The following is a 20,486-nucleotide window of genomic DNA, read 5'->3' as shown; positions in this document are numbered from 1 at the left end:
CGGCAGGCCACAGGCTCCTTTGCGTGAATCAGTCGAGGACTGTGCCATGCGGTACAAGTTCCTGCGCAACAAGAAGCAGGAGTGGGAGGAGTACCGCAGCGAGGTCACGGCCTTCGAGCTCCGCAAGAACCTGCCGGTGCTGTAGCCGGGCGTACGCAGCGGACGGCCGGGCCCGACAGGAGCCCGGCCGTCCGTGCGGATGCGAAGCGCGTGGTGTGCGGTGACCCTGGAGGTGTGGGGGCCCATGCGCGAGGAGGATGACCGAATGTCCATGATGGACAAGCTCAAGAGCATGCTCAAGGGGCATGAGGCACAGGCCGACAAGGGCGTCGACAAGGCGGGTGACCACGTCGACGACAAGACCCAGAGCAAGTACAGCGGCCAGGTCGACACCGGCCAGGACAAGCTGAAGGAGCAGTACGGCTCGGACCGCCGGGAAGAACCGCCCCAGCCCTGACCGTGATGCGGTCTCGGATCACCTCATGCGGCGGCTGAGGGCGCGGAAGCGTTGGTTCCGCGTCCCTGGCCGCCGATGTCTGTGTGGCCGGGGTGCGCCATGCGCTCGGCGTGGGCAGCCTTGATGTCCGCGACGACGAGCTGCAGCCCGGCGTAGGAGCCGGGCTTCGGGCCGCCGTCCGGGCCTCCGATGCCCTCACCGATGACGATCGAGCACCCGGAGCCGGGAGGCGTCAGCTGGACGATGCGCATGTCTGCGGTGACCTGTTTGTCGACGTCGACGTCGACCTCGAAGCCGAGCTTGTCGCGATAGAAGTCCCTGGCCCGGTCCACGGCCGAGACGGGGACCACGACCACTTCGAGCGTCCAGTCCATGCCCGGTGCCACCTGAGCGGTCAGCGGTTGGCTGTGTGCGTGACGAAGTCTGCCCATGCCTCCGGCGCGAAGGCGAGTTGTGGACCGGTTGTGTTCTTGGAGTCGCGGACGTGGATGGCGCTGGGGGTGCCTGCTACCTCGACACAGTCAGAGTCGGGCTCGGCGCTGCTGTAGCTGCTCTTGAACCAGTCGAGCTTGGGCTCGATGCTCATGTCTCTCCCAGCACTTTCTCGATGAAGGCCAGCGATTCCCGTGGAGTAAGAGCCTGCGCCCGAATGCTTCCATACTGCATCTCCAGGAACTGCACCTCCCTCGGCTCGGAGATCAGGCGGGTGAAGCGCAGTACCTCCGTGTAGCCGAGGGTGGCGCCGCTCCGGAGCTTGAAGAGCCGGAATCCGCCGGTGAGGCCAGCATGCTCTTCCCGGTCTGTCGGCATCACCTGGATCTCGACGTTTCGGAACTGCCCGACCTCCAACAGCCGTTCGAGCTGCCGTCGGTGCACCATTCTGCCGCCGAGCGGGCGCCGTAGGGTCACCTCGTCCTGTACGAAGCTGAAAACAGGCAGCGTCCTCGTCTTGTCGACGAACTCCTGCCTGGCCATGCGGGCGCTGACGGCCCGCTCGATGACCTCCTCGCTGAGCAGCGGACGCCGACCGCCGAACAGTGCCCGCGCGTAGTCCTCCGTCTGCAACAGCCCCTGGATAACTGAGCTGTTGTACGCGCCGAGTTCAACCGCCTCTGCCTCCAGTTTCGCCAAGTCCCGGACCTTCTTCGGATACCTGGCCTCCTCCACATCCCTCTGCATCGCGGAGATCTTGCCGCCCGCCCCCAGGACGTCATCCGCTCTGACCAAGAACGCCTCTTTCGGCGCTCGGCGTCCGCGTTCCACCGACGAGACCTGTTCCTCGCTGTACCCGATGGCCGTCCCCAGCTCCGCCTGCCGGAGCCCCGCCGCCTCCCGCCACGCCTTGAGCTGGCGGCCGACCGCCCTGAGGACCGCCCCGCTCTCGTCGTCCCAACTCTGCTGCTCCGTACCGTCGTCCATGCCGCCCTCCTCCGCGCACTCGCACTGTCCGGACCGACGCTGACCCGGCCCGGACAGTAACGCTGCGTGCCGACGTCGTTGCTGTTCAGAGTAGGTGCGGGTGGCCACGCTGAGTGATGTGAACCAAGAAATCACCCGAACCGCGACATCTGTACGCCCCTTCACCGTGCTGCTCTCGCCCACGCGCCGGGCTTGACGGGGAGCTCATGGACCTCCCTGTAGTGAACATTGTTCACGTGAACGCCGTTCACTAAATGTGGGAGGACAACTCCGATGAACGTCGATGTAGTCGTCGTGGGTGCGGGCCCGACCGGGCTGATGCTCGCGTGCGAGCTGGCGCTGGCCGGTGTGCGGACCCGGATCCTGGAGCGCCGCGCCGAACCGCAGCGGGATTCGCGGGCGCTCAGCCTGCACCCGCGCAGCGTGGAGCTGATGGACCAGCGTGGGCTGCTCGACCGGTTCCTCCCGCTCGGCCGGACGGTGCCCGGCTGGCACTTCGCCCAGCTCCCCACCCATCTGGACTTCTCCAGGCTGGACTCCCGGCACGGCTACACCCTGTTCCTCGCGCAGGCACGCACCGAGGCGCTGCTCGAGGAGCGGGCCCTGGAACTGGGTGTGGAGATCCTGCGCGGACACGAGGTCGCCGGGCTGAGCCAGGACGGCGACGGGGTCAACGTGGAGGTGCGCGGCCGCGACGGCAGCGTCGAGACCGTGCGCGCCGATTACGCGGTCGGGTGCGACGGCGGACGCAGCGTGGTGCGGCAGGCCGCCGGCATCGACTTCCCGGGTACCGACGAGACCCTCACCGGTGTGCTCGGCGACTTCGCGCTGATCGACGCCGACCCCGTGGTCCTCGGCGCCGCCAGCGCCCGGGGTGTGCTGGTCGCGCCGCTCGAGGGCGGCCTGACCCGGCTGGTCTATCTGGACCCGGAGCGGATGCGGGTGCCTGCCGGCGAGCCCGTGACCCTGGAGGAGTTCCGCACCTCGCTGATCCGGGTCTGCGGCTCCGACTGCGGTATCGCCGAGCCCCGTTGGCTGTCGCGCTTCGGCAATGCCACCCGGCTCGCCGCAAGGTACCGCTCCGGCCGCATCCTGCTGGCGGGCGACGCCGCCCACATCCACTTCCCCGCGGCGGGCCAGGGGCTCAACACCGGCCTCCAGGACTCCATGAACCTCGGCTGGAAGCTGGCCGCCGTGGTCAACGGCTGGGCGCCGGTCCGGCTGCTGGACAGCTATGACGAGGAGCGCAATCCGGTCGGACAGGCGGTCACCGAGAACACCGAGGTCCAGACCCTGCTGGCGGAACTGACGCTCGTCCGGCAATACCAGCGCCCCGGCGCGGCCCTGCGCAAGCTCCTCAACGAACTCCTCGGCATAGAGGAGGTCAACCGCACTCTCGCCGCACAGGTCTCCGCGCTCGGCACCGTCTATCGGCCCGCGACGCCTGGGGCCGACCCGCTGGTGGGACGGCGGATGCCCGACATCGTGCTGACCGCCGCCGCGTCGGATGCGACACGGGTCTACGACCTGCTCCCTGCGGGCCGCTTCGTCCACTTCAACCTTGCGGGCGACCCGGACCTGGAGGATGCCGTCACGCCGGGGTGGGGCTCGCGCGTCACCGCGGCCAACGTCACCGAGCGGGACGACCACGCGGACCTGGACGGAGTGACCGAAGTCCTCGTACGCCCCGACGGCCATGTCGCCTGGGCCACGCGCACGACCGACATCGACGCACGCCGTGACGAGCGGCGCGAGGCGCTGACCGCCTGGGCCGGAACGGCCTCCTGAATCCCAGAAGGACACGATCATGCCCATACAACGCGTCAATCCCCCCGCCGTGCACAGCCCGTCAGGGATGATCAGCCAGGTCGTCACCACCGACGGCGAGTGGCTGGTGCATCTCTCCGGCCAGGTCGCCTGGGACGCCGAAGGGCGGGCCGTGGGGCCTGGGGACCACGAGGCCCAGGCCACACAGATCGCCCGCAACATCGAAGCGGCTCTCGCGGCGGTCGGCGCCACCCGGCACGACATCATCAAGGAAACCGTCTACGTCGTGGACTACCGCCCCGCACTGCTGCCCGCGATCTTCGGACCGCTGCGGGCGGGCATCCGGCAGGCGCCCGCCAGCACACTGGTGGGCGTGCCCGCCCTCTTCGCACCGGAGTATCTGCTCGAGGTCGAGGTGGTCGCCGCTCTGCCGGCGGCGCGCGCAGCGCGGGTTCCCACCGGCGAGAACGCCCATGCGGGGCCGTAGCCCGGCCGGCGGCTCACCGGATGCCGCCCCGCCGGGGAACCGGCAAGGTGGCTCCAGCAGGACTTTCCCGCACAGACGGGGGCGCACTGAGGCGCGACGCCACGGGTGCCGAGTCGGCGAGGGCTGCCGAAATCTGTTCGGCGACGAGGGAAGTGCTGGCCGCATCGCATTGTTGGTAGATACACCTACATCCGTATCGAGGAGCCATGGTGCACTCAAACGCTGAACACCCCGGCGATGTCGTCGCCCGGCTGCGTGCCACCTTCCGCACCGGGCGTACCAAGCCGCTCTCCTGGCGTAGGGAGCAGCTGATCGGCCTGCGGACCATGCTGACCGAGCACAGTCAGGAATTCGTCGCCGCGCTCCGTGCGGACCTGGGCAAGAGCGAGCGCGAGGTGTTCCGTACCGAGATCGGCTCCACCGTGGGCGAGATCGACCACACGCTGGAACACCTGGAGGAGTGGCTGCGGCCCGAGCCCGCCGAGGTTCCCGAACGTCTCCGTACGGCGACGGCATGGACGGTGCATGACCCGTTGGGTGTCGTACTGGTCATCGCGCCGTGGAATTATCCGGCGCACCTGCTGCTCGCGCCGGTGGTCGGCGCGCTCGCCGCGGGCAACTGCGTCGTCGCCAAGCCGAGCGAGCTGGCTCCGGCCACCTCCCGGGTCATCGCCGAGCTCCTGCCGCAGTTCGTCGACAGCGACGCGCTGGCCGTGGTTGAAGGTGCCGTCCCCGAGACCACCGCCCTGCTGGAGCAGCACTTCGACCACATCTTCTACACCGGCAACGGAACCGTGGGCCGCATCGTGATGCGCGCGGCCGCCGAGCACCTCACCCCGGTGACTCTGGAACTCGGCGGGAAGTCGCCCGCATTCGTCGACCAGGGCACGGACCTGCAGACGGTGGCCTCCCGGCTCGTGGCCACGAAGTTCCTCAACGCGGGGCAGACCTGCGTAGCCCCGGACTATGTGCTCACCGACCCGGTGACCGCGAGCAAGCTCGAGGACGCCTTGGAGACGGCTGTGCAGCAGACGTACGGCGACGATCCGGCTGCCTCGCCCGAATACGGCCGGATCGTCAACGAACGGCACTTCGACCGGCTGACCGGCCTCCTCGGCTCGGGCCGTCCGGTCGTCGGGGGCGAGCACGACCGCGCGAGCCGCTACCTCGCCCCGACCGTACTGGCGGGAGTGGCGCCGGACTCCCCGGTCATGTCCGAGGAGATCTTCGGCCCGATTCTGCCGATCGTGGAGATCGCCGGCCTCGACGAGGCCATTGCGTTCATCAACGAGCGGGACAAGCCGCTGGCGCTGTACGCGTTCACGGAATCCGCCACAACCCGCGACCGGTTGCTGGCGGAGACCTCCTCGGGTGGCGTCGGGTTCGGCCTCCCGCTGGCGCATCTCACGGTGTCCGATCTGCCTTTCGGAGGTGTCGGCGAGAGCGGCATGGGCAACTACCACGGCCGCTACTCGCTGGAGACGTTCAGCCACCGCAAGGCCGTACTGGACATGCCGCTCGGCTGAACCGCCCGGCACCTGCCACTTCTGCGCACCGATGAATCCGGAACACTGGCCCACTGCGGCCCGTCAGATCCGCCCAGTCGTCCCGTTCAGCGGTCGGCCAGCGGTGCCGGGGCCTGCTGGACCACCCAGCCGTTGCCGTCCGGGTCCCTGAAGAACATGAACGAGTTCCAGGTGTCGCCGCTGCCGTCCTCCCAGCCGTTCGCGCCCAGGTGCTGGACGTTGCTGACCTCCACGCCGCGGTCGGACAGTTCGGCGTGGGCCGTGTGGATGTCCGTCACGCACAGCTGGAGGCCCTGGAGCGAGCCGGGCTCCATTTCGCGCTGGCCCGGGGCGGGGGGCATGCCCGAGGTGAGGGCGATCGAGCAGCGGGAGCCCGGTGGGGTCAGCTGGATGATGCGGATGTCGTCGCCGATGCGGGTGTCGGTGTCGACCTTGAAACCGCAGTTGTCCTCGTAGAAGCTTTTCGCCCGGTCCAGGTCCGTGACCGGAACGTCGACGACTTCGAGCGTCCATTCCATCGGTGCTGCTCCCATCACTGTGCGAATCACTGTGCGAACTGAGTGAACTGCCAGCGGGTCTGGGCGTACGGATCGCCCTTGCCGAAGCCGAAGGCCGTCCGCGGCTCCACGCGGAAGACCAGGGCGGGGCCGCCGTCGCCCACGAAGGTGCCGTCGCGGACGTCGAACTGCCAGTCCGCACCGTACTTCTCGGTGTACGCGGCGGCCAGTGAGCGCAGTCGCGTCTCGTCACTCACGCGCACCGCCGCGCCCTCGATCACCAGGTCGTAGCCCTCCTTGAGGGCATTGGCGCCGGTGGTGAGGACCACCTCCTGATTGTCGCGGAGGTTCTTGGCCTTGCGCTCGTCGGCGCCGGTGCAGAAGTGCAGCCCACCGTCCTGCCACACGGCGATCAGCGGGGTGACGTGCGGGCGGCCGTCGGGGCGGACCGTCGACAGCCAGAAGATCTCGGCGGCCTCCAGGAGGGCGACCGCCAGGGCCCAGTCGGCGGCAGTGGCCTTCGGGTCGCTGTAGCGGGCGTCCAGCTCGGCCACCGGGGTCCGCTCGGGCAGGTGCGTGCTTTCAGGCATGGCGCGGTCCTATCGCATTCGGGGTCACCGAATGTGTTGACCGCGCCCGGCCCCCGTACTCATCGGCCGGCGGTCATCCCGCCGGATGCCGGGCCGCGCACAACGGTGAGGATCACCGGGGTCCCCCGAGGGCCCCTGCGGCTAGGCTCGACTCCGTACCTTGATCGGGATCGAGCCGGACATACCTTGATCGGGCAGGACGGGAGACGCCGGAATGACGGTGCCGGGACGCAGAAGCAGTACCTTCACGCGGCTGCTGCGGCACGGCTTCACCGATCCCTCCGCCGCCGAGCGGCTCCTCGGCCTCCCCGACATGGCATCCGTACGGACCGACCCGGTGCTCCTCGACGCGCTCGGCGCGGTCGCCGATCCCGACCTCGCGCTCCGCAGCCTCGTACGGCTCGTGGAGGCGCAGAAACCGGCGGTCCGGCAGAGTCTCCTCGACACCCTGGTCAGCGCGAAGCCCCTGCGCGACCGGCTGCTCGGAGTGTTCGGCGCATCCGAGGCGCTCGGCGACCATCTGTCCCGCCATCCGAGCGACTGGAAGGCCCTCGTCACCTACGAGGCGGCCGATCTGCACCCGGGTGTCGAGGAGTTCGAGCGCGGCCTCGCCGACGCGAACGACCCGGTCACGCTGCGGATCGCCTACCGGCGGTGCCTGCTCTCCATCGCGGCCCGCGATGTGTGCGGCACGACGGATGTCGCCGAGACCGCCGCCGAACTGGCCGACCTTGCGACGGCCACGCTGCGGGCCGCCCTCGCCATCGCCCGGACCGCCGCGCCCGGCGACGCCGCGCTGTGCCGGCTCGCCGTCATCGCCATGGGCAAGTGCGGTGGCCACGAGCTCAATTACGTGTCCGACGTGGACGTCATCTTCGTCGGCGAGCCGGCCGAGGACGCCGACGAGAGCAAGGCCATGCAGGCCGCGACCCGGCTGGCTTCCCACCTGATGCGGATCTGCTCCGAGACGACGGTCGAGGGCACGATCTGGCCCGTCGACGCCAATCTGCGGCCCGAGGGGCGCAACGGCCCGCTGGTGCGCACCCTCTCCAGCCATCTCGCGTACTACCAGCGCTGGGCCAAGACCTGGGAGTTTCAGGCGCTGCTGAAGGCCCGGGCGGTCGCCGGTGACCCCGCGCTCGGCGAGGAGTACATCGAGGCCGTCTCACCGCTGGTGTGGCAGGCCGCCGAGCGCGAGAACTTCGTCGCTGACGTGCAGAAGATGCGCCGCCGCGTCGTCGACAACATCCCGGTCGCGGAGGTCGAGCGCGAGCTCAAGCTGGGTCCCGGCGGGCTGCGGGACGTCGAGTTCGCCGTACAGCTGCTGCAGTTGGTGCACGGGCGCGGCGACGCGACCCTGCACAGCGGCAGCACGCTGGATGCGCTGCGGGCACTGGCGGCAGGCGGGTATGTGGGGCGGGCGGACGCGGCGCAGATGGACTCCGCGTACCGCTTTCTGCGCGCCATGGAGCACCGCATCCAGCTGTACCGGCTGCGGCGTACGCATCTGGTGCCGGAGGACGAGGCAGATCTGCGCCGTATCGGCCGCTCACTCGGACTGCGTACGGACCCGGTCGCCGAGCTCAACAGGGAGTGGAAGCGCCACGCGTCGGTGGTGCGGCGGCTGCACGAGAAGCTGTTCTACCGGCCGCTGCTCGACGCCGTCGCACAGCTCACGCCCGGCGAGACGCGGCTCAGCCCGGAGGCGGCGCGGCAGCGGCTCGAGGCTCTGGGCTACGCCGATCCCGGCGCCGCCCTGCGCCATCTGGAGGCCCTGTCGTCGGGCGTGACCCGCAAGGCCGCGATTCAGCGGACCCTGCTGCCCGTGCTGCTCGGCTGGTTCGCCGACTCGGCCGACCCGGACGCCGGGCTGCTGGGCTTCCGCAAGGTGTCCGACGCGCTCGGCAAGACGCCCTGGTATCTGCGGCTGCTGCGGGACGAGGGCGCGGCCGCGGAGAACCTGGCCCGGGTGCTGTCCGCCGGGCGGCTCGCTCCCGATCTGCTGCTGCGGGCGCCCGAGGCGGTGGCTCTGCTCGGCGACCCGGAGGGCCTCAATCTGCGCGGCCGGGACCATCTGGAACAAGAGATCCTGGCGGCTGTCGGGCGCGCGGACACCGCGCAGGCGGCGGTCGCCGCGGCCCGTGGCGTACGGCGTCGCGAGCTGTTCCGTACCGCCGCGGCCGATCTGATCGGCTCGTACGGCACCGAGGACAGCCCGGCCGAGGCGGACCCGGGGTCACTGGTGGACCGGGTGGGGAACGCGGTCACCGACCTGAACGCGGCGACGCTCGCGGGCGCGCTCAGGGCGGCGGTGCGGGAGCATTGGGGCGACACGCTGCCGACGCGGTTCGCGGTCATCGGCATGGGCCGCTTCGGGGGGCACGAGCAGAGTTACGGCTCCGACGCGGATGTGCTCTTCGTGCATGAGCCGCGCGAGGGGGTGGACGAGCAGGAGGCGGCCCGCGCCGCGAACACCGTCGTCACAGAGATGCGCAGGCTGCTGCAGGTGCCGACGACGGATCCACCGCTGCTGATCGACGCGGATCTGCGGCCGGAGGGCAAGAGCGGCCCGCTGGTGCGCACGCTCGCCTCCTACGAGGCGTACTACCACCGGTGGGCGTTGGTGTGGGAGAGCCAGGCGCTGCTGCGGGCGGAGCCGATGACGGGCGACATGGAGCTGGGCCGGCGGTTCGTGGACCTGGTCGATCCGCTGCGCTACCCCGCCGAGGGTCTGGGCGACGACGCCGTACGCGAGATCCGCCGGCTGAAGGCCCGGATGGAGTCCGAACGCCTCCCGCGGGGCGCGGACCCGACGCTCCACACCAAGCTGGGCCGGGGCGGGCTGAGCGACGTCGAGTGGACGGTCCAGCTGTTCCAGATGCGCCACGGCTGGGCGGAACCGGGCCTGCGCACGACGCGGACCCGCGAGGCGCTGGCGGCTGCCCACGCGGCGGGCCTGATCGCGACGGAGGACGCGCAGATCCTGGACGAGGCGTGGGTGCTGGCGACGCGGGTGCGCAACGGCGTGATGCTGGTCCGCGGCCGCGCGGGGGACACGTTCCCGTCGGACGGGCGCGAACTCGGGGCGGTGGGGCGGTACTTGGGGTACGGGCCGGGACATGTGGGGGACATGCTGGACGACTACCGGCGGATTACGCGGAGGGCGCGGGCGGTCGTGGAGGAGCTGTTCTACGGGGCGTAGGGGCAGGGATGCCAGGGTGCGGGCCCGGGGTCGCACCCTGGCGTCGGCCTGGGCATCGCCCCCTGGCGGGCGTGGGCATCGGCGCCCCCCAGGTCGCCCTAGCGGCGCGAGAACCCCAGCGCGCGAACCACCCGCGGGCGGCTCGCCTCCTCTTCCACCGCCGGGACCCGCCGCGACAGCTGGTGCGGATACGCCTGGAACCACGCGTACGACAACACGAAGCCGAAGGCCAGGCAGATCATGCCGCCCACCGCGTCCAGCCAGAAGTGGTTCGCGGTGGCCACGATGACGACCAGCGTCAACGTCGGATAGAGCAGACCGAGGATCTTCGCCCACGGCGCCGAGGCCAGCGCGAAAATGATGATGCCGCACCAGAGCGACCAGCCGATGTGCATCGACGGCATCGCGGCGTACTGGTTCGACATGTTCTTCAGGTTGCCCGAGGCCATCGAGCCCCAGGTGTGGTGGACCAGGACCGTGTCGATGAAGTCGTTGCCGTTCATCAGCCGAGGCGGCGCGAGCGGGTACAGGTAGTAACCGACCAGCGCCACGCCTGTCGTGGCGAACAGGACAAGACGGGCAGCCGCATAGCGGCCCGGATGGCTGCGGTAGAGCCACACCAGCACGCCGATCGTCACAATGAAATGCAGCGTGGCGTAGTAGTAGTTCATCGAGACGATCAGCCATGTCACCGAATTCGCGGCGTGGTTGACCGACTGCTCCACTGCCATGCCGAGTGACTGCTCGGCATCCCAGATCCAGTCCGCGTTGCGCAGTGCCTGTGCCTTCTGTTCCGGAACGGCATTGCGGACCAGCGAATACGTCCAGTAACTCACCGCGATCAGCAGGATTTCGAACCAGATCCGCGGGCGGCTCGGCGACCGTAGCTGTTGCAGCCGGCCGCGCGAAGGCGCTTCGGTGACCTCGTCCGCCATGGGTGACGGGGTGGCCGTCCGGCCTTCCATAGTTTTCACGGTCGATTCACCCATGGGACGAGAGTCTGCCAGATGCTGGCTCCACACTGATCATCCCCCGGTCTGGTCCTGTTTGCATTGTCTACGCCCTAGGGACGACGGTCTCCACCGGGTCCCTGTGAGGGGCGCTGTACGGGCCCCGCGGCGGTCGATCCCCGTACCACCAGCTCCGGCATGAAGACGAATTCGCTGTGCGGAGCGGGAGTCCCGCCGATCTCCTCCAGGAGGGTGCGGACAGCGGCCTGTCCCATGGCCTGCACCGGCTGCCGGATGGTGGTCAGCGGCGGGTCCGTGAACGCTATGAGCGGGGAGTCGTCGAAGCCCACCACAGAGACATCGCGCGGCACATTCAGGTCCCGCCCACGCGCGGCCCGGATCGCGCCGAGCGCCATCATGTCGCTCGCGCACACCACTGCGGTGCACCCGAGCCCGATCAGGGCGCCCGCCGCGGCCTGGCCGCCTTCGAGGGTGTAGAGGGAGTGCTGGATCAGTTCCTCGGACTCCTCGGGGGCAAGACCGAGTCGGGCCTCCATGGCCTGCTGGAAGCCCTCGATCTTCCGCAGTACGGGAACGAAACGCTTCGGGCCGACCGCCAGGCCGATCCGGGTGTGGCCGAGTGAGGCGAGATGGGTCACGGCGAGATGCATCGCGGCCCGGTCGTCGGGCGAGACGAAGGGGGCCTTCACCTTGGGCGAGAAGCCGCCCAGGAGGACATAGGGGACGCCCTGTCCGCGCAGCTGGTCGTAGCGCTGCATATCGGCGGTGGTGTCCGCGTGCAGGCCCGAGACGAAGATGATTCCGGAGACCCCGCGGTCCACCAGCATTTCGGTGAGCTCGTCCTCGGTGGAGCCGCCCGGGGTCTGGGTGGCAAGCACCGGGGTGTAGCCCTGCCGGGTCAGAGCCTGGCCGATGACCTGGGCGAGCGCCGGGAAGATCGGGTTGTCGAGCTCCGGTGTTATCAGGCCGACCAGGCCGGCGCTGCGCTGCTTCAGCCGCACGGGGCGCTCGTATCCGAGCACGTCGAGCGCGGCGAGTACGGATTCGCGGGTGGCCGCGGCCACACCGGGCTTGCCGTTGAGCACGCGGCTGACTGTGGCTTCGCTGACCCCCGCCTGGGCTGCGATGTCGGCAAGCCGTGCGGTCACGGGACTGGACCTTACCGGTCGCACGTCAGATTGCCCACCACGCACAGCAATCAGCCGGAATACGGGCTGTGTCACCCACCGGCTCCATGCTCTCGGAGGAGATCAGCAGCCGTCCCGGCAGGGGTAGTTCGATCTCCGATCCGGTGGTGTTGAGGGTACAGACCAGGCCCGTACGGGACAGCGCGAGCAGCCCTTCGGGCCCCGGCAGCCACCGCATCGGGCCGCCCGGCAGCGCACGGCGCAGCGCCAGCGCCGAGCGGTAGAGCTCGAGCGTCGAGTACGGGTCGCCGGTCTGGGCCGCCACGGACAGTTCCCGCCAGGCCCGGGGCTGGGGCAGCCAGCTGGTTCCGGGGCCGAAGCCGTACGGCGGCTCCTGGCCGGACCACGGGATCGGCACCCGGCAGCCGTCGCGGAAGCCGTCCTGCCCCGCCGCCCGGAAGAAGGCGGGGTCCTGGCGCACCTCGTCCGGCAGGTCGGTGACCTCGGGCAGTCCGAGCTCCTCGCCCTGGTAGATGTATGTCGAACCGGGCAGCGCGAGCATGAGCAGCGCGGCCGCGCGGGCCCGGCGCAGCCCGTGCTGACCGCCGCCGTAGCGGGTGGTGTGGCGGACCACGTCGTGGTTGGAGAGCACCCAGGTGGTCGGCGCCCCCACCGAGGCGGTGGCGGCCAGTGACTCGTCGATCACGCTGCGCATCGCCTCGAGGTCCCAAGGGCACCGCAGAAACTGGAAGTTGAAGGCCTGGTGCAGCTCGTCGGGGCGTACGTACAGCGCGAGCCGGTCCGGGCTCGGGGCCCAGGCCTCGGCGACGCCGATCCGGTCGCCGGGGTAGGAGTCGAGGAGCCTGCGCCAGGAGCGGTGGATCTCGTGCACGCCGTCCTGGTCGAAGAAGGGCAGTGTCTGGGCGCCGATCAGCCTGGCCTGTTCCTTGTGGCCGATGTCCGGCAGGCCCGCCGCCTTGACCATGCCGTGCGCGACATCGATACGGAAGCCGTCGACGCCGAGGTCCAGCCAGAAACGCAGCACCGAGTCGAACTCCTCGTGCACCTCCTCGTTCTCCCAGTCGAGGTCGGGCTGCTCGGGCGCGAAGAGATGGAGGTACCACTCACCGTCCGGTGTCCGGGTCCAGGCGGGGCCGCCGAAGACCGACTCCCAGTCGTTGGGCGGCAGCTCGCCGGCAGGGCCCTTGCCCGGCCGGAGGTGGTAGCGCGCGCGGGCCGCTCCTCCGGCATGGTCCGCGAGCGCGGCCCGGAACCAGGGGTGCTGGTCCGACGTGTGGTTGGGGACGACGTCCACGATCACCCTCAGGCCCAACTCGTGGGCGGTGCGTACGAGATCGTCCGCGTCTGCGAGATCACCGAAGAGCGGGTCGACGGCCCGGTAGTCGGCGACGTCGTAGCCGCCGTCGGCCTGCGGGGAGGCGTAGAAGGGCGTGAGCCAGACGGCATCGATGCCCAGCTGTGCGAGATACGGCAGACGCTGGGTGGCCCCGCGCAGATCGCCGATGCCGTCACCGTCGCTGTCGGCGAAGGAGCGCACGTACACCTGGTAGATGACGGCATCGCGCCACCAGCCCGGGCTCTCGGTGGAAGAGCTTGCAGGGTGCGGCCCTTCGGCGGCCGTGGGCGCCGGAAGGCCGATGGCGGCGGCGAGCTCGTGGGTCATAAGGGGTCCCTCTCGTTACTGTCCGGGGCGGGGGGACGTACATCTAACGAGGTCAACGTGGGTGCGGGCGCGTAGTGACGGTGGGCTGAGGACCAAAATAACAGTCTCTGCAAGGGCTTGCGATGGTCTTTGCAACCCTCTGCGGGGTGCCCCCGAGTAGCGCAAGTGGGCCGCCGTCAAGCGATGCTATGGCAACCCTCAGGACACATGGATGTAACGATCCTCCGCTCTTGCAGAAAATTGCCGCAAGGTCTTTCGGCTCTCTTTCATCCTTGTTACGTTCCTGCCGAACCCGGCGCCGCGAGGGAGCGGTCGGCAGGGGGCCTGGTCGCCTCCGCCATCTCGGGCATCTCTGAAGGAGTTCACATGCGGCGTGGCATAGCGGCCACCGCTCTGGTAGCGGCACTGGCACTGGCAGCGACGGCGTGCGGTGGGGGCGACAGCGGTGACAAGGCCGACGGCCCGGTCACCCTGACCTGGTGGGACACGTCCAACGCCACCAACGAAGCGCCGACGTACAAGGCGATGATCGCCGAGTTCGAGAAGGCGAACAAGGACATCAAGGTCAAGTACGTCAACGTCCCGTTCGACCAGGCGCAGAACAAGTTCCAGACCGCGGCCGGCAGCAAGGGCGCTCCCGACATCATCCGCGCCGAGGTCGGCTGGACCGCCTCGTGGGCGAAGTCGCAGTTCCTGGCCCCGCTGGACGGCACGGACGCGCTCAAGGACACCGGGGACATCACTCCCTCGCTGCTCAAGCAGGCCCAGTACCAGGGCAAGACCTACGGTGCCCCGTTCGTCACCGACTCCCTCGGCCTGATGTGGAACAAGGAGATCCTGAAGAAGGCCGGCTTCGACAAGGCGCCGACCACCTGGGACGAGGTCAAGAAGGTCTCCAAGGCGGTCAAGGAGAAGGCCGGAGTCGACGGCTTCCAGCTCCGCGCCGACGCCTACTTCGAGCTGCCCTACCTCTTCGGCGAGGGCACCGACATGGTCGACGCCGCCGGGAAGAAGATCACGGTCAACTCGCCCGAGGCCGTCAAGGCCGTCGACCAGAGCAAGGCTCTGCTCGCCTCGCCGGGTGTCGCCAAGCTCGATGTGACCGCCGACTCCTACGCCCACATGATGGACGCGTTCAACACCGGCAAGGTGGCGATGATCGTCCAGGGCCCGTGGGAGCTGACGAACATCTACAAGGGCGCCGCCTTCAAGGACAAGGCCAACCTCGGCATCTCCGGCGTCCCGGCCGGCTCCACCGGCAAGGCCGGCGCCCCGACCGGCGGCCACAACCTCGCCGTCTACGCCGGCTCCGACAAGGCGCACCAGGTCGCGGCCCAGAAGTTCGTCGGCTTCATGACCTCGGGTGAGACCCAGGCCAAGATCGCGCTGAAGAACGGCACCCTGCCGACCCGCACCTCCGCCTACACCGCCGAGGTCAAGGCCACCCCGGGCATCGCCGAGTTCCAGAGCATCCTCTCCGGCTCCGCCCGGCCCCGTCCGGAACTGCCCGAGTACAGCTCGCTCTTCGCCGACCTCGGCACCAACCTCACCGCGATCCTTCAGGGCAAGGTGAGCACCCAGAAGGGCCTCGACACCACCGCCGAGTCCTACAAGAAGCTGCTCAAGGACTTCTCCTAAGGCACCCACCGGCCGTCCGGACCGCTCCCGCACAGGGACGGGACGGACGGCCGCCCGTGGTGGTACGGACCGCCCCGCCCCCGTTCGGGGCGGTCCGTACCACCACGCCGTACACCCGCTCAAGAATCTGTCGTAAAGGTGTCGAAGATGACCGTCGCCGTCGAGGGCGGAAGCCGAAAGACCCAGCGTGGAAATGCACCGCGCCCGGGGCCGATGAGCCGTATCAGGCAGTCGTACAACCGGAATTGGTATGCCTGGGCGATGGTGGCCCCGGTCGTCGCGGTCATCGGCGTGCTGGTGCTCTACCCCCTGGGCCGCGGCATCTACCTGTCGCTGACCGATGCCGACAGCACCAACGTGGGCCGGACGATCGGCGTCAACAAGATCCCCGACAGCTTCTCGTGGGTGGGCTTCGACAACTACACGGAGATCCTCTCCGGCGGCGACCACCAGTTCTGGCCCCACTTCACCTGGACCATCGTCTGGACGATCGTCTGTGTGACCCTGCACTACGGGATCGGCCTGGGGCTCGCCCAGCTGCTGAACCGCAAGATGCGCGGCCGCACCTTCTACCGGATGGTCCTGATCCTGCCGTGGGCGGTGCCGACCTTTGTCACCGTCTTCGCCTGGCGGTTGATCCTCGCCGACGACGGCGGCGTCCTCAACATGGCTCTGGAATGGGCCCACTTGCCCACCCCGGCCTGGCTCAGTGATCCCTTCTGGCAGAAGACCGCCGCCATCATGGTCAACACCTGGGTCGGCGTCCCCTTCATGATGGTCTCTCTTCTCGGCGGCCTGCAGTCGATCCCGCCCGAGCTCTACGAGGCCGCCGAGGTGGACGGCGCAACGCCCTGGCAGCGCTTCCGCTATGTGACGCTGCCCGGCCTGCGCTCGGTCAGCAGCACCGTCGTCCTGCTCGGCGTCATCTGGACCTTCAACCAGTTCGTCGTCATCTTCCTGCTGTTCGGCAACAACTCGGGCACCGAAGCCCAGATCCTCGTCACCTGGGCGTACCGCCTGGGCTTCGGACAGGACCCGCGCGACTACGCCGGCTCCGCCGCGTACGGCGTCATCATCCTGTCGATGCTCATCGTCTTCGCCTCCTTCTACCGGCGCTGGCTGGCTCGCAACGAGAAGGCCGTCTGACGGCCGCCCCGGATAAGGAACCAGCCATGACGAAAGAGAGGGCAGCCAACCCCATGAGCACCACAGCAGAACTTCCGGTCGCGGGAGCGGCAGAGGCGGCCACCGCCGTCCCGCCCCGCAAGCGTCCCGCGGACAAGCGGCAGCTGAAGCGCGGAGAGCGTCCCCGTTCCGCATCCGTGCTGATCCACACCGTGCTGATCATCGCGAGCTTCATCGCCGCCTTCCCGATCGGCTGGATCGCCTGGATCTCGCTCGGCCCGGACAAGACCGACTTCCTCCACCCCGGCAAGATCGCCGACAAGATCAGCTTCGAGAACTACACGACGGTCCTGAACGACACGTCGTTCCTCCAGTGGTTCGTCAACTCGCTGATCGTCGCGCTCGGTACCTGCCTGCTCGGCGTCTTCATCGCCGCCAGCTCCGGCTACGCGGTCTCCCGGATGCGCTTCCCCGGCCACCGCCAGCTGATGTGGACCTTCCTGGTCACCCAGATGTTCCCGGTCGCCATCCTCATGGTGCCGCTCTACAACATCCTGGCCAACCTGGGTCTGCTGGACACCTACTGGGCCCTGATCCTGGTCTACTGCACCACGGCGATCCCGTACTGCGCCTGGCTGCTCAAGGGGTACTTCGACACCATCCCCGCGGAGATCGACGAAGCCGGCCGGATCGACGGACTCACCCCGTTCGGCACCTTCTACCGGCTGATCCTGCCGCTCGCCCGGCCGGGCCTGGCGGTGGCCGCGTTCTATACCTTCCTCACCGCCTGGGCCGAGGTCGCCTATGCGTCGGTGTTCATGCTCAGCGACGACAAGTACACCCTCGCCATCGGCCTGACCACCTTCATCAGCGAGCACGACACCCAGTGGGACCTGATGGCCGCGACCTCCGTGCTCATCGCCATCCCCGCGTCGCTGTTCTTCTATCTGGTCCAGCGCCACCTGGTCACCGGCCTCACCGCCGGCGCCGCCAAGTCCTGACCCCACGAACCGGGGCACCCGGCTGCCTGACCGGCCGGGTGCCCCCGCTGCCTGATGTTCCGCCCGAATCGCTGCACCGAGCCTCAGAGGGATCGAGAATGACCCAGTACCTGGCTGACGCCCATCACGCCGACCTGCCCGCGGATTGCGCGGACTGGTGGAGAGACGCCGTCATCTACCAGGTGTACCCCCGCAGCTTCGCCGACGGGAACGGCGACGGCATGGGCGACCTTCCGGGCATCCGCAGCCGACTGCCGTACCTCAAGGAACTCGGCGTCGACGCCGTGTGGCTGAGCCCCTTCTACGCATCGCCGCAGGCCGACGCCGGCTACGACGTCGCCGACTACCGGGCCATCGACCCGATGTTCGGCACGCTCCTCGACGCCGACGCGCTGATCCGGCACGCGCACGACCTCGGGCTGCGCATCATCGTCGACCTGGTGCCCAACCACTCCTCCGACGCCCACGAATGGTTCAAGCGTGCGCTGAAGGAGGGCCCGGGATCCGCGCTGCGCGACCGCTACCACTTCCTTCCCGGCAAGGGCGCCGACGGTGAACTGCCGCCCAACGACTGGGAGTCCATCTTCGGCGGCCCCGCCTGGACCCGTACGCGGAACCCGGACGGCACCCCCGGCGACTGGTACCTGCATCTCTTCGCCCCCGAGCAGCCCGACTTCAACTGGGAACACCCGGCCGTCGCCGACGAGTTCCGCTCGATCCTGCGCTTCTGGCTCGACATGGGCGTCGACGGCTTCCGCATCGACGTCGCCCACGGCCTGGTCAAGGCGGCGGGTCTGCCCGACATCGGCGGCAGCGACCAGTTGAAGCTGCTGGGCAACGATGTCATGCCGTTCTTCGACCAGGACGGTGTCCACGAGATCTACCGCGCCTGGCGCACGATCCTGGACGAGTACCCGGGCGACCGCATCGCGGTGGCCGAGGCATGGACCCCCACCGTCGAGCGCACCGCCAACTACGTGCGCCCCGACGAGCTGCACCAGGCCTTCAACTTCCAGTACCTGGGCACCCACTGGGACGCGGCCGAGCTGCGCCGGGTCATCGATGCGTCGCTTGACGCCATGCGGCCCGTCGGCGCCCCGGCCACCTGGGTGCTCTCCAATCACGATGTGACCCGGCACGCCACCCGCTTCGCGGGCCCGTCGGCCGGCACCCAGATCCGTGAGGCCGGCGACCGTGAACTGGGCCTCCGGCGGGCCCGCGCCGCGACCCTGCTGATGCTGGCGCTGCCCGGATCCGCCTACCTCTACCAGGGCGAGGAGCTGGGACTTCCCGACGTCACCGACCTGCCCGACGAGGTCCGCCAGGACCCGGCGTTCGGCCGCACCGAGGGCCAGGACGGCTTCCGCGACGGCTGCCGGGTGCCGATCCCGTGGACCGCCGACGGCCCTTCGTACGGCTTCGGCGCGGGCGGCAGCTGGCTGCCCCAGCCGGACAGCTGGGCCGGTCTCAGCGTCGAGGCGCAGACCGGTGACCCGGACTCGACCCTGGAGCTGTACCGCAGCGCCCTCGCGGCCCGCCGTGAGCACCCCGCACTCGGCGCGGGCGACGCGGTCGAGTGGCTGGACGCCCCCGAGGGGGTGCTCGCGCTGCGGCGCCCGGGCGGCTTCGTCTGCACCGTCAACACGACGGGCGCGCCTGTACGGATACCGGCCCCCGGCCGGGTCCTGCTGGCCAGCAGCGCCGTGGAGCCGGCCGACGGCGAGGCCGAACTGCCCGCGGACAGCGCTGTGTGGTGGACGGTGTGACGATTTCCCCGTCGCGGGTCGGCGCCGTCCAGTCCGGCGCCGCCCCGCGGCTCGCGGACATCGCGGCCCAGGCGTCGGTCAGCGAGGCGACCGCCAGCCGGGTCATGAACGGCAAACCGGGGGTGGCGAGCGGCACCCGTCAGCGGGTGCTCGCGGCGCTCGACGTGCTCGGATACGAGAGGCCCGTACGGCTGCGGCAGCGCAGCGCGGGCCTCATCGGCCTGCTGACCCCCGAGCTCACCAACCCGATCTTCCCCGCCTTCGCCCAGGCCGTCGAGCAGGTTCTGGCCGGGCACGGCTACACCCCGGTGCTCTGCACCCAGCTGCCGGGCGGCGCGACCGAGGAGGAGCTGGTCGAACAGCTCCAGGAGAGCGGTGTCAACGGCATCGTGTTCCTGTCCGGGCAGCACTCCGACACCTCGGCCGATCACGCACGGTACGCCGAACTCGTGGACCGGGGAGTCCCGTTCGTCCTCATGAACGGCTACAGCGAACACATCAGCGCGCCGTGCGTCTCCTGCGACGACCGGGCGGCGATGCGGACGGCCGTGCACCATCTGGCCGAGCTGGGGCACGAGCGGATCGGCCTCGCGATCGGCCCGCTCCGCTATGTGCCCGCCCACCGTAAGGCCGAGGGCTTCACCGACGCTCTCCGCTCCATCCTGGGCTACACAGCCGCGGCGGCCGAACAGTTGGTCCAGCGCTCGCTGTTCAGCGTCGAGGGTGGCCACGCGGCGGCCGGTGCGCTGCTGGACAAGGGGTGCACCGCCATCGTCTGCGGCAGCGACATGATGGCTCTCGGCGTGGTCCGGGCGGCCCGGGAGCGCGGACTCGATGTGCCGTACGACCTCTCGGTGGTCGGGTTTGACGACTCGCAGCTGGTGGCGTTCACGGATCCGCCGCTGACGACGCTCCGCCAGCCGGTGAAGGCGATGGCGGCCGCGGCGGTCGGCGCGCTGCTGGAGGAGCTGCAGGGAAGTCCCGTACAGAGCACGGAATATGTGTTCCAGCCCGAGCTCGTGGTCCGGGGCACCACCGCGCAGGCACGCCGGTAGGCGCGTGACCGGACCGGTCGGCCGGGCGCGTGGGGCCCGTACCTGCCGGGCCCCCGGCCGACCGGCCCGGAGTCATGGTTGAACGTAACACCACTGCAAAACTTGCGAAAGGTCTTGCAGTTGGGAAACGGCAAGATTTCTGCGGCGCGACGAGAGTGTGTCCAAAGGGTTGAC

General features: G+C 69.5%; 17 protein-coding genes and 2 pseudogenes. 11 read left to right on the top strand and 8 right to left on the bottom strand.

Translation table 11 applies throughout. The annotated features are described in order from the left end of the window. Positions 1 to 58: 58 nt before the first annotated feature. Together ACZ3H8_RS13350 and ACZ3H8_RS13345 are read left to right on the top strand one after the other, a co-directional pair. Positions 59 to 145, top strand: a pseudogene (locus tag ACZ3H8_RS13350) (glutamine synthetase); the annotation flags it as partial. Positions 146 to 265: 120 nt separating this feature from the next. After that, positions 266 to 457 carry an antitoxin gene (locus tag ACZ3H8_RS13345; RefSeq protein ID WP_467401302.1) on the top strand — a complete coding sequence of 64 codons (192 nt, stop codon included), beginning with the start codon at positions 266 to 268 and terminating at the stop codon, positions 455 to 457. A gap of 95 nt (positions 458 to 552) precedes the next feature. Here ACZ3H8_RS13345 and ACZ3H8_RS13340 read toward each other — a convergent pair. From ACZ3H8_RS13340 to ACZ3H8_RS13330, 3 genes and pseudogenes are all read right to left on the bottom strand, one after another. Continuing rightward, positions 553 to 831: pseudogene (locus ACZ3H8_RS13340) on the bottom strand (VOC family protein); the annotation flags it as partial. 20 nt (positions 832 to 851) lie between these two features. After that, a complete protein-coding gene (locus ACZ3H8_RS13335; protein ID WP_467401009.1) occupies positions 852 to 1,043 on the bottom strand; it encodes a DUF397 domain-containing protein in 192 nt (63 codons plus the stop codon). Continuing rightward, entirely contained in the window at positions 1,040 to 1,876 is an 837-nt protein-coding gene (locus ACZ3H8_RS13330; protein ID WP_467401006.1) for a helix-turn-helix domain-containing protein, read from the bottom strand. Before ACZ3H8_RS13330 ends, ACZ3H8_RS13335 begins: the two co-directional genes overlap by 4 nt. A 273-nt stretch (positions 1,877 to 2,149) precedes the next feature. Here ACZ3H8_RS13330 and ACZ3H8_RS13325 point away from each other — a divergent pair, with 273 nt between their 5' ends. From ACZ3H8_RS13325 to ACZ3H8_RS13315, 3 genes are all read left to right on the top strand, one after another. Beyond that, the gene (locus ACZ3H8_RS13325) at positions 2,150 to 3,664 is read left to right on the top strand and encodes a monooxygenase (protein WP_467401004.1); all 1,515 of its coding nucleotides are present in this window, start codon (positions 2,150 to 2,152) and stop codon (positions 3,662 to 3,664) included. A gap of 19 nt (positions 3,665 to 3,683) precedes the next feature. Continuing rightward, the gene (locus ACZ3H8_RS13320; protein ID WP_467401002.1) at positions 3,684 to 4,130 is read left to right on the top strand and encodes a RidA family protein; all 447 of its coding nucleotides are present in this window, start codon (positions 3,684 to 3,686) and stop codon (positions 4,128 to 4,130) included. Positions 4,131 to 4,336: 206 nt separating this feature from the next. Then, the gene (locus tag ACZ3H8_RS13315) at positions 4,337 to 5,656 is read left to right on the top strand and encodes an aldehyde dehydrogenase family protein (protein ID WP_467401000.1); all 1,320 of its coding nucleotides are present in this window, start codon (positions 4,337 to 4,339) and stop codon (positions 5,654 to 5,656) included. 86 nt (positions 5,657 to 5,742) lie between these two features. Here ACZ3H8_RS13315 and ACZ3H8_RS13310 read toward each other — a convergent pair whose 3' ends face one another. Both ACZ3H8_RS13310 and ACZ3H8_RS13305 read right to left on the bottom strand, forming a co-directional pair. Continuing rightward, complete coding sequence (locus ACZ3H8_RS13310; RefSeq protein ID WP_467400998.1) at positions 5,743 to 6,174, bottom strand: VOC family protein; 432 nt, start codon at positions 6,172 to 6,174, stop codon at positions 5,743 to 5,745. Positions 6,175 to 6,200: 26 nt separating this feature from the next. Beyond that, positions 6,201 to 6,743: a pyridoxamine 5'-phosphate oxidase family protein gene (locus tag ACZ3H8_RS13305; RefSeq protein ID WP_467400996.1), complete on the bottom strand. Its 543-nt coding sequence runs from the start codon at positions 6,741 to 6,743 to the stop codon at positions 6,201 to 6,203. Between the two features lie 214 nt (positions 6,744 to 6,957). Between ACZ3H8_RS13305 and ACZ3H8_RS13300 the strand changes: the two genes are divergently transcribed. Beyond that, positions 6,958 to 9,945: a bifunctional [glutamine synthetase] adenylyltransferase/[glutamine synthetase]-adenylyl-L-tyrosine phosphorylase gene (locus ACZ3H8_RS13300; RefSeq protein WP_467400993.1), complete on the top strand. Its 2,988-nt coding sequence runs from the start codon at positions 6,958 to 6,960 to the stop codon at positions 9,943 to 9,945. 98 nt (positions 9,946 to 10,043) lie between these two features. Here ACZ3H8_RS13300 and ACZ3H8_RS13295 read toward each other — a convergent pair whose 3' ends face one another. From ACZ3H8_RS13295 to ACZ3H8_RS13285, 3 genes are all read right to left on the bottom strand, one after another. Further along, complete coding sequence (locus ACZ3H8_RS13295) at positions 10,044 to 10,934, bottom strand: phosphatase PAP2 family protein (protein ID WP_467400992.1); 891 nt, start codon at positions 10,932 to 10,934, stop codon at positions 10,044 to 10,046. A 74-nt stretch (positions 10,935 to 11,008) separates the two neighbouring features. Then, a complete protein-coding gene (locus tag ACZ3H8_RS13290; RefSeq protein WP_467400989.1) occupies positions 11,009 to 12,064 on the bottom strand; it encodes a LacI family DNA-binding transcriptional regulator in 1,056 nt (351 codons plus the stop codon). 25 nt (positions 12,065 to 12,089) lie between these two features. Next, complete coding sequence (locus tag ACZ3H8_RS13285) at positions 12,090 to 13,727, bottom strand: glycoside hydrolase family 13 protein (protein WP_467400987.1); 1,638 nt, start codon at positions 13,725 to 13,727, stop codon at positions 12,090 to 12,092. A gap of 366 nt (positions 13,728 to 14,093) precedes the next feature. Between ACZ3H8_RS13285 and ACZ3H8_RS13280 the strand changes: the two genes are divergently transcribed. From ACZ3H8_RS13280 to ACZ3H8_RS13260, 5 genes are all read left to right on the top strand, one after another. Continuing rightward, the gene (locus ACZ3H8_RS13280; protein WP_467400985.1) at positions 14,094 to 15,365 is read left to right on the top strand and encodes an extracellular solute-binding protein; all 1,272 of its coding nucleotides are present in this window, start codon (positions 14,094 to 14,096) and stop codon (positions 15,363 to 15,365) included. 147 nt (positions 15,366 to 15,512) lie between these two features. Then, positions 15,513 to 16,511 (top strand): carbohydrate ABC transporter permease, encoded by a 999-nt coding sequence (locus ACZ3H8_RS13275; RefSeq protein WP_467400982.1) that lies wholly within the window; start codon positions 15,513 to 15,515, stop codon positions 16,509 to 16,511. Between the two features lie 53 nt (positions 16,512 to 16,564). After that, positions 16,565 to 17,491: a sugar ABC transporter permease gene (locus ACZ3H8_RS13270; RefSeq protein WP_467401300.1), complete on the top strand. Its 927-nt coding sequence runs from the start codon at positions 16,565 to 16,567 to the stop codon at positions 17,489 to 17,491. A 98-nt stretch (positions 17,492 to 17,589) separates the two neighbouring features. Next, entirely contained in the window at positions 17,590 to 19,257 is a 1,668-nt protein-coding gene (locus tag ACZ3H8_RS13265; protein WP_467400980.1) for a glycoside hydrolase family 13 protein, read from the top strand. Next, a complete protein-coding gene (locus ACZ3H8_RS13260) occupies positions 19,242 to 20,312 on the top strand; it encodes a LacI family DNA-binding transcriptional regulator (protein WP_467400978.1) in 1,071 nt (356 codons plus the stop codon). The genes ACZ3H8_RS13265 and ACZ3H8_RS13260 overlap by 16 nt, the downstream gene beginning before the upstream one ends. Positions 20,313 to 20,486: the final 174 nt, after the last annotated feature.

The sequence above is a fragment of the Streptomyces sp. NPDC002868 genome (assembly GCF_055563295.1).
This window is presented reverse-complemented; position numbering and strand designations above follow the sequence as displayed.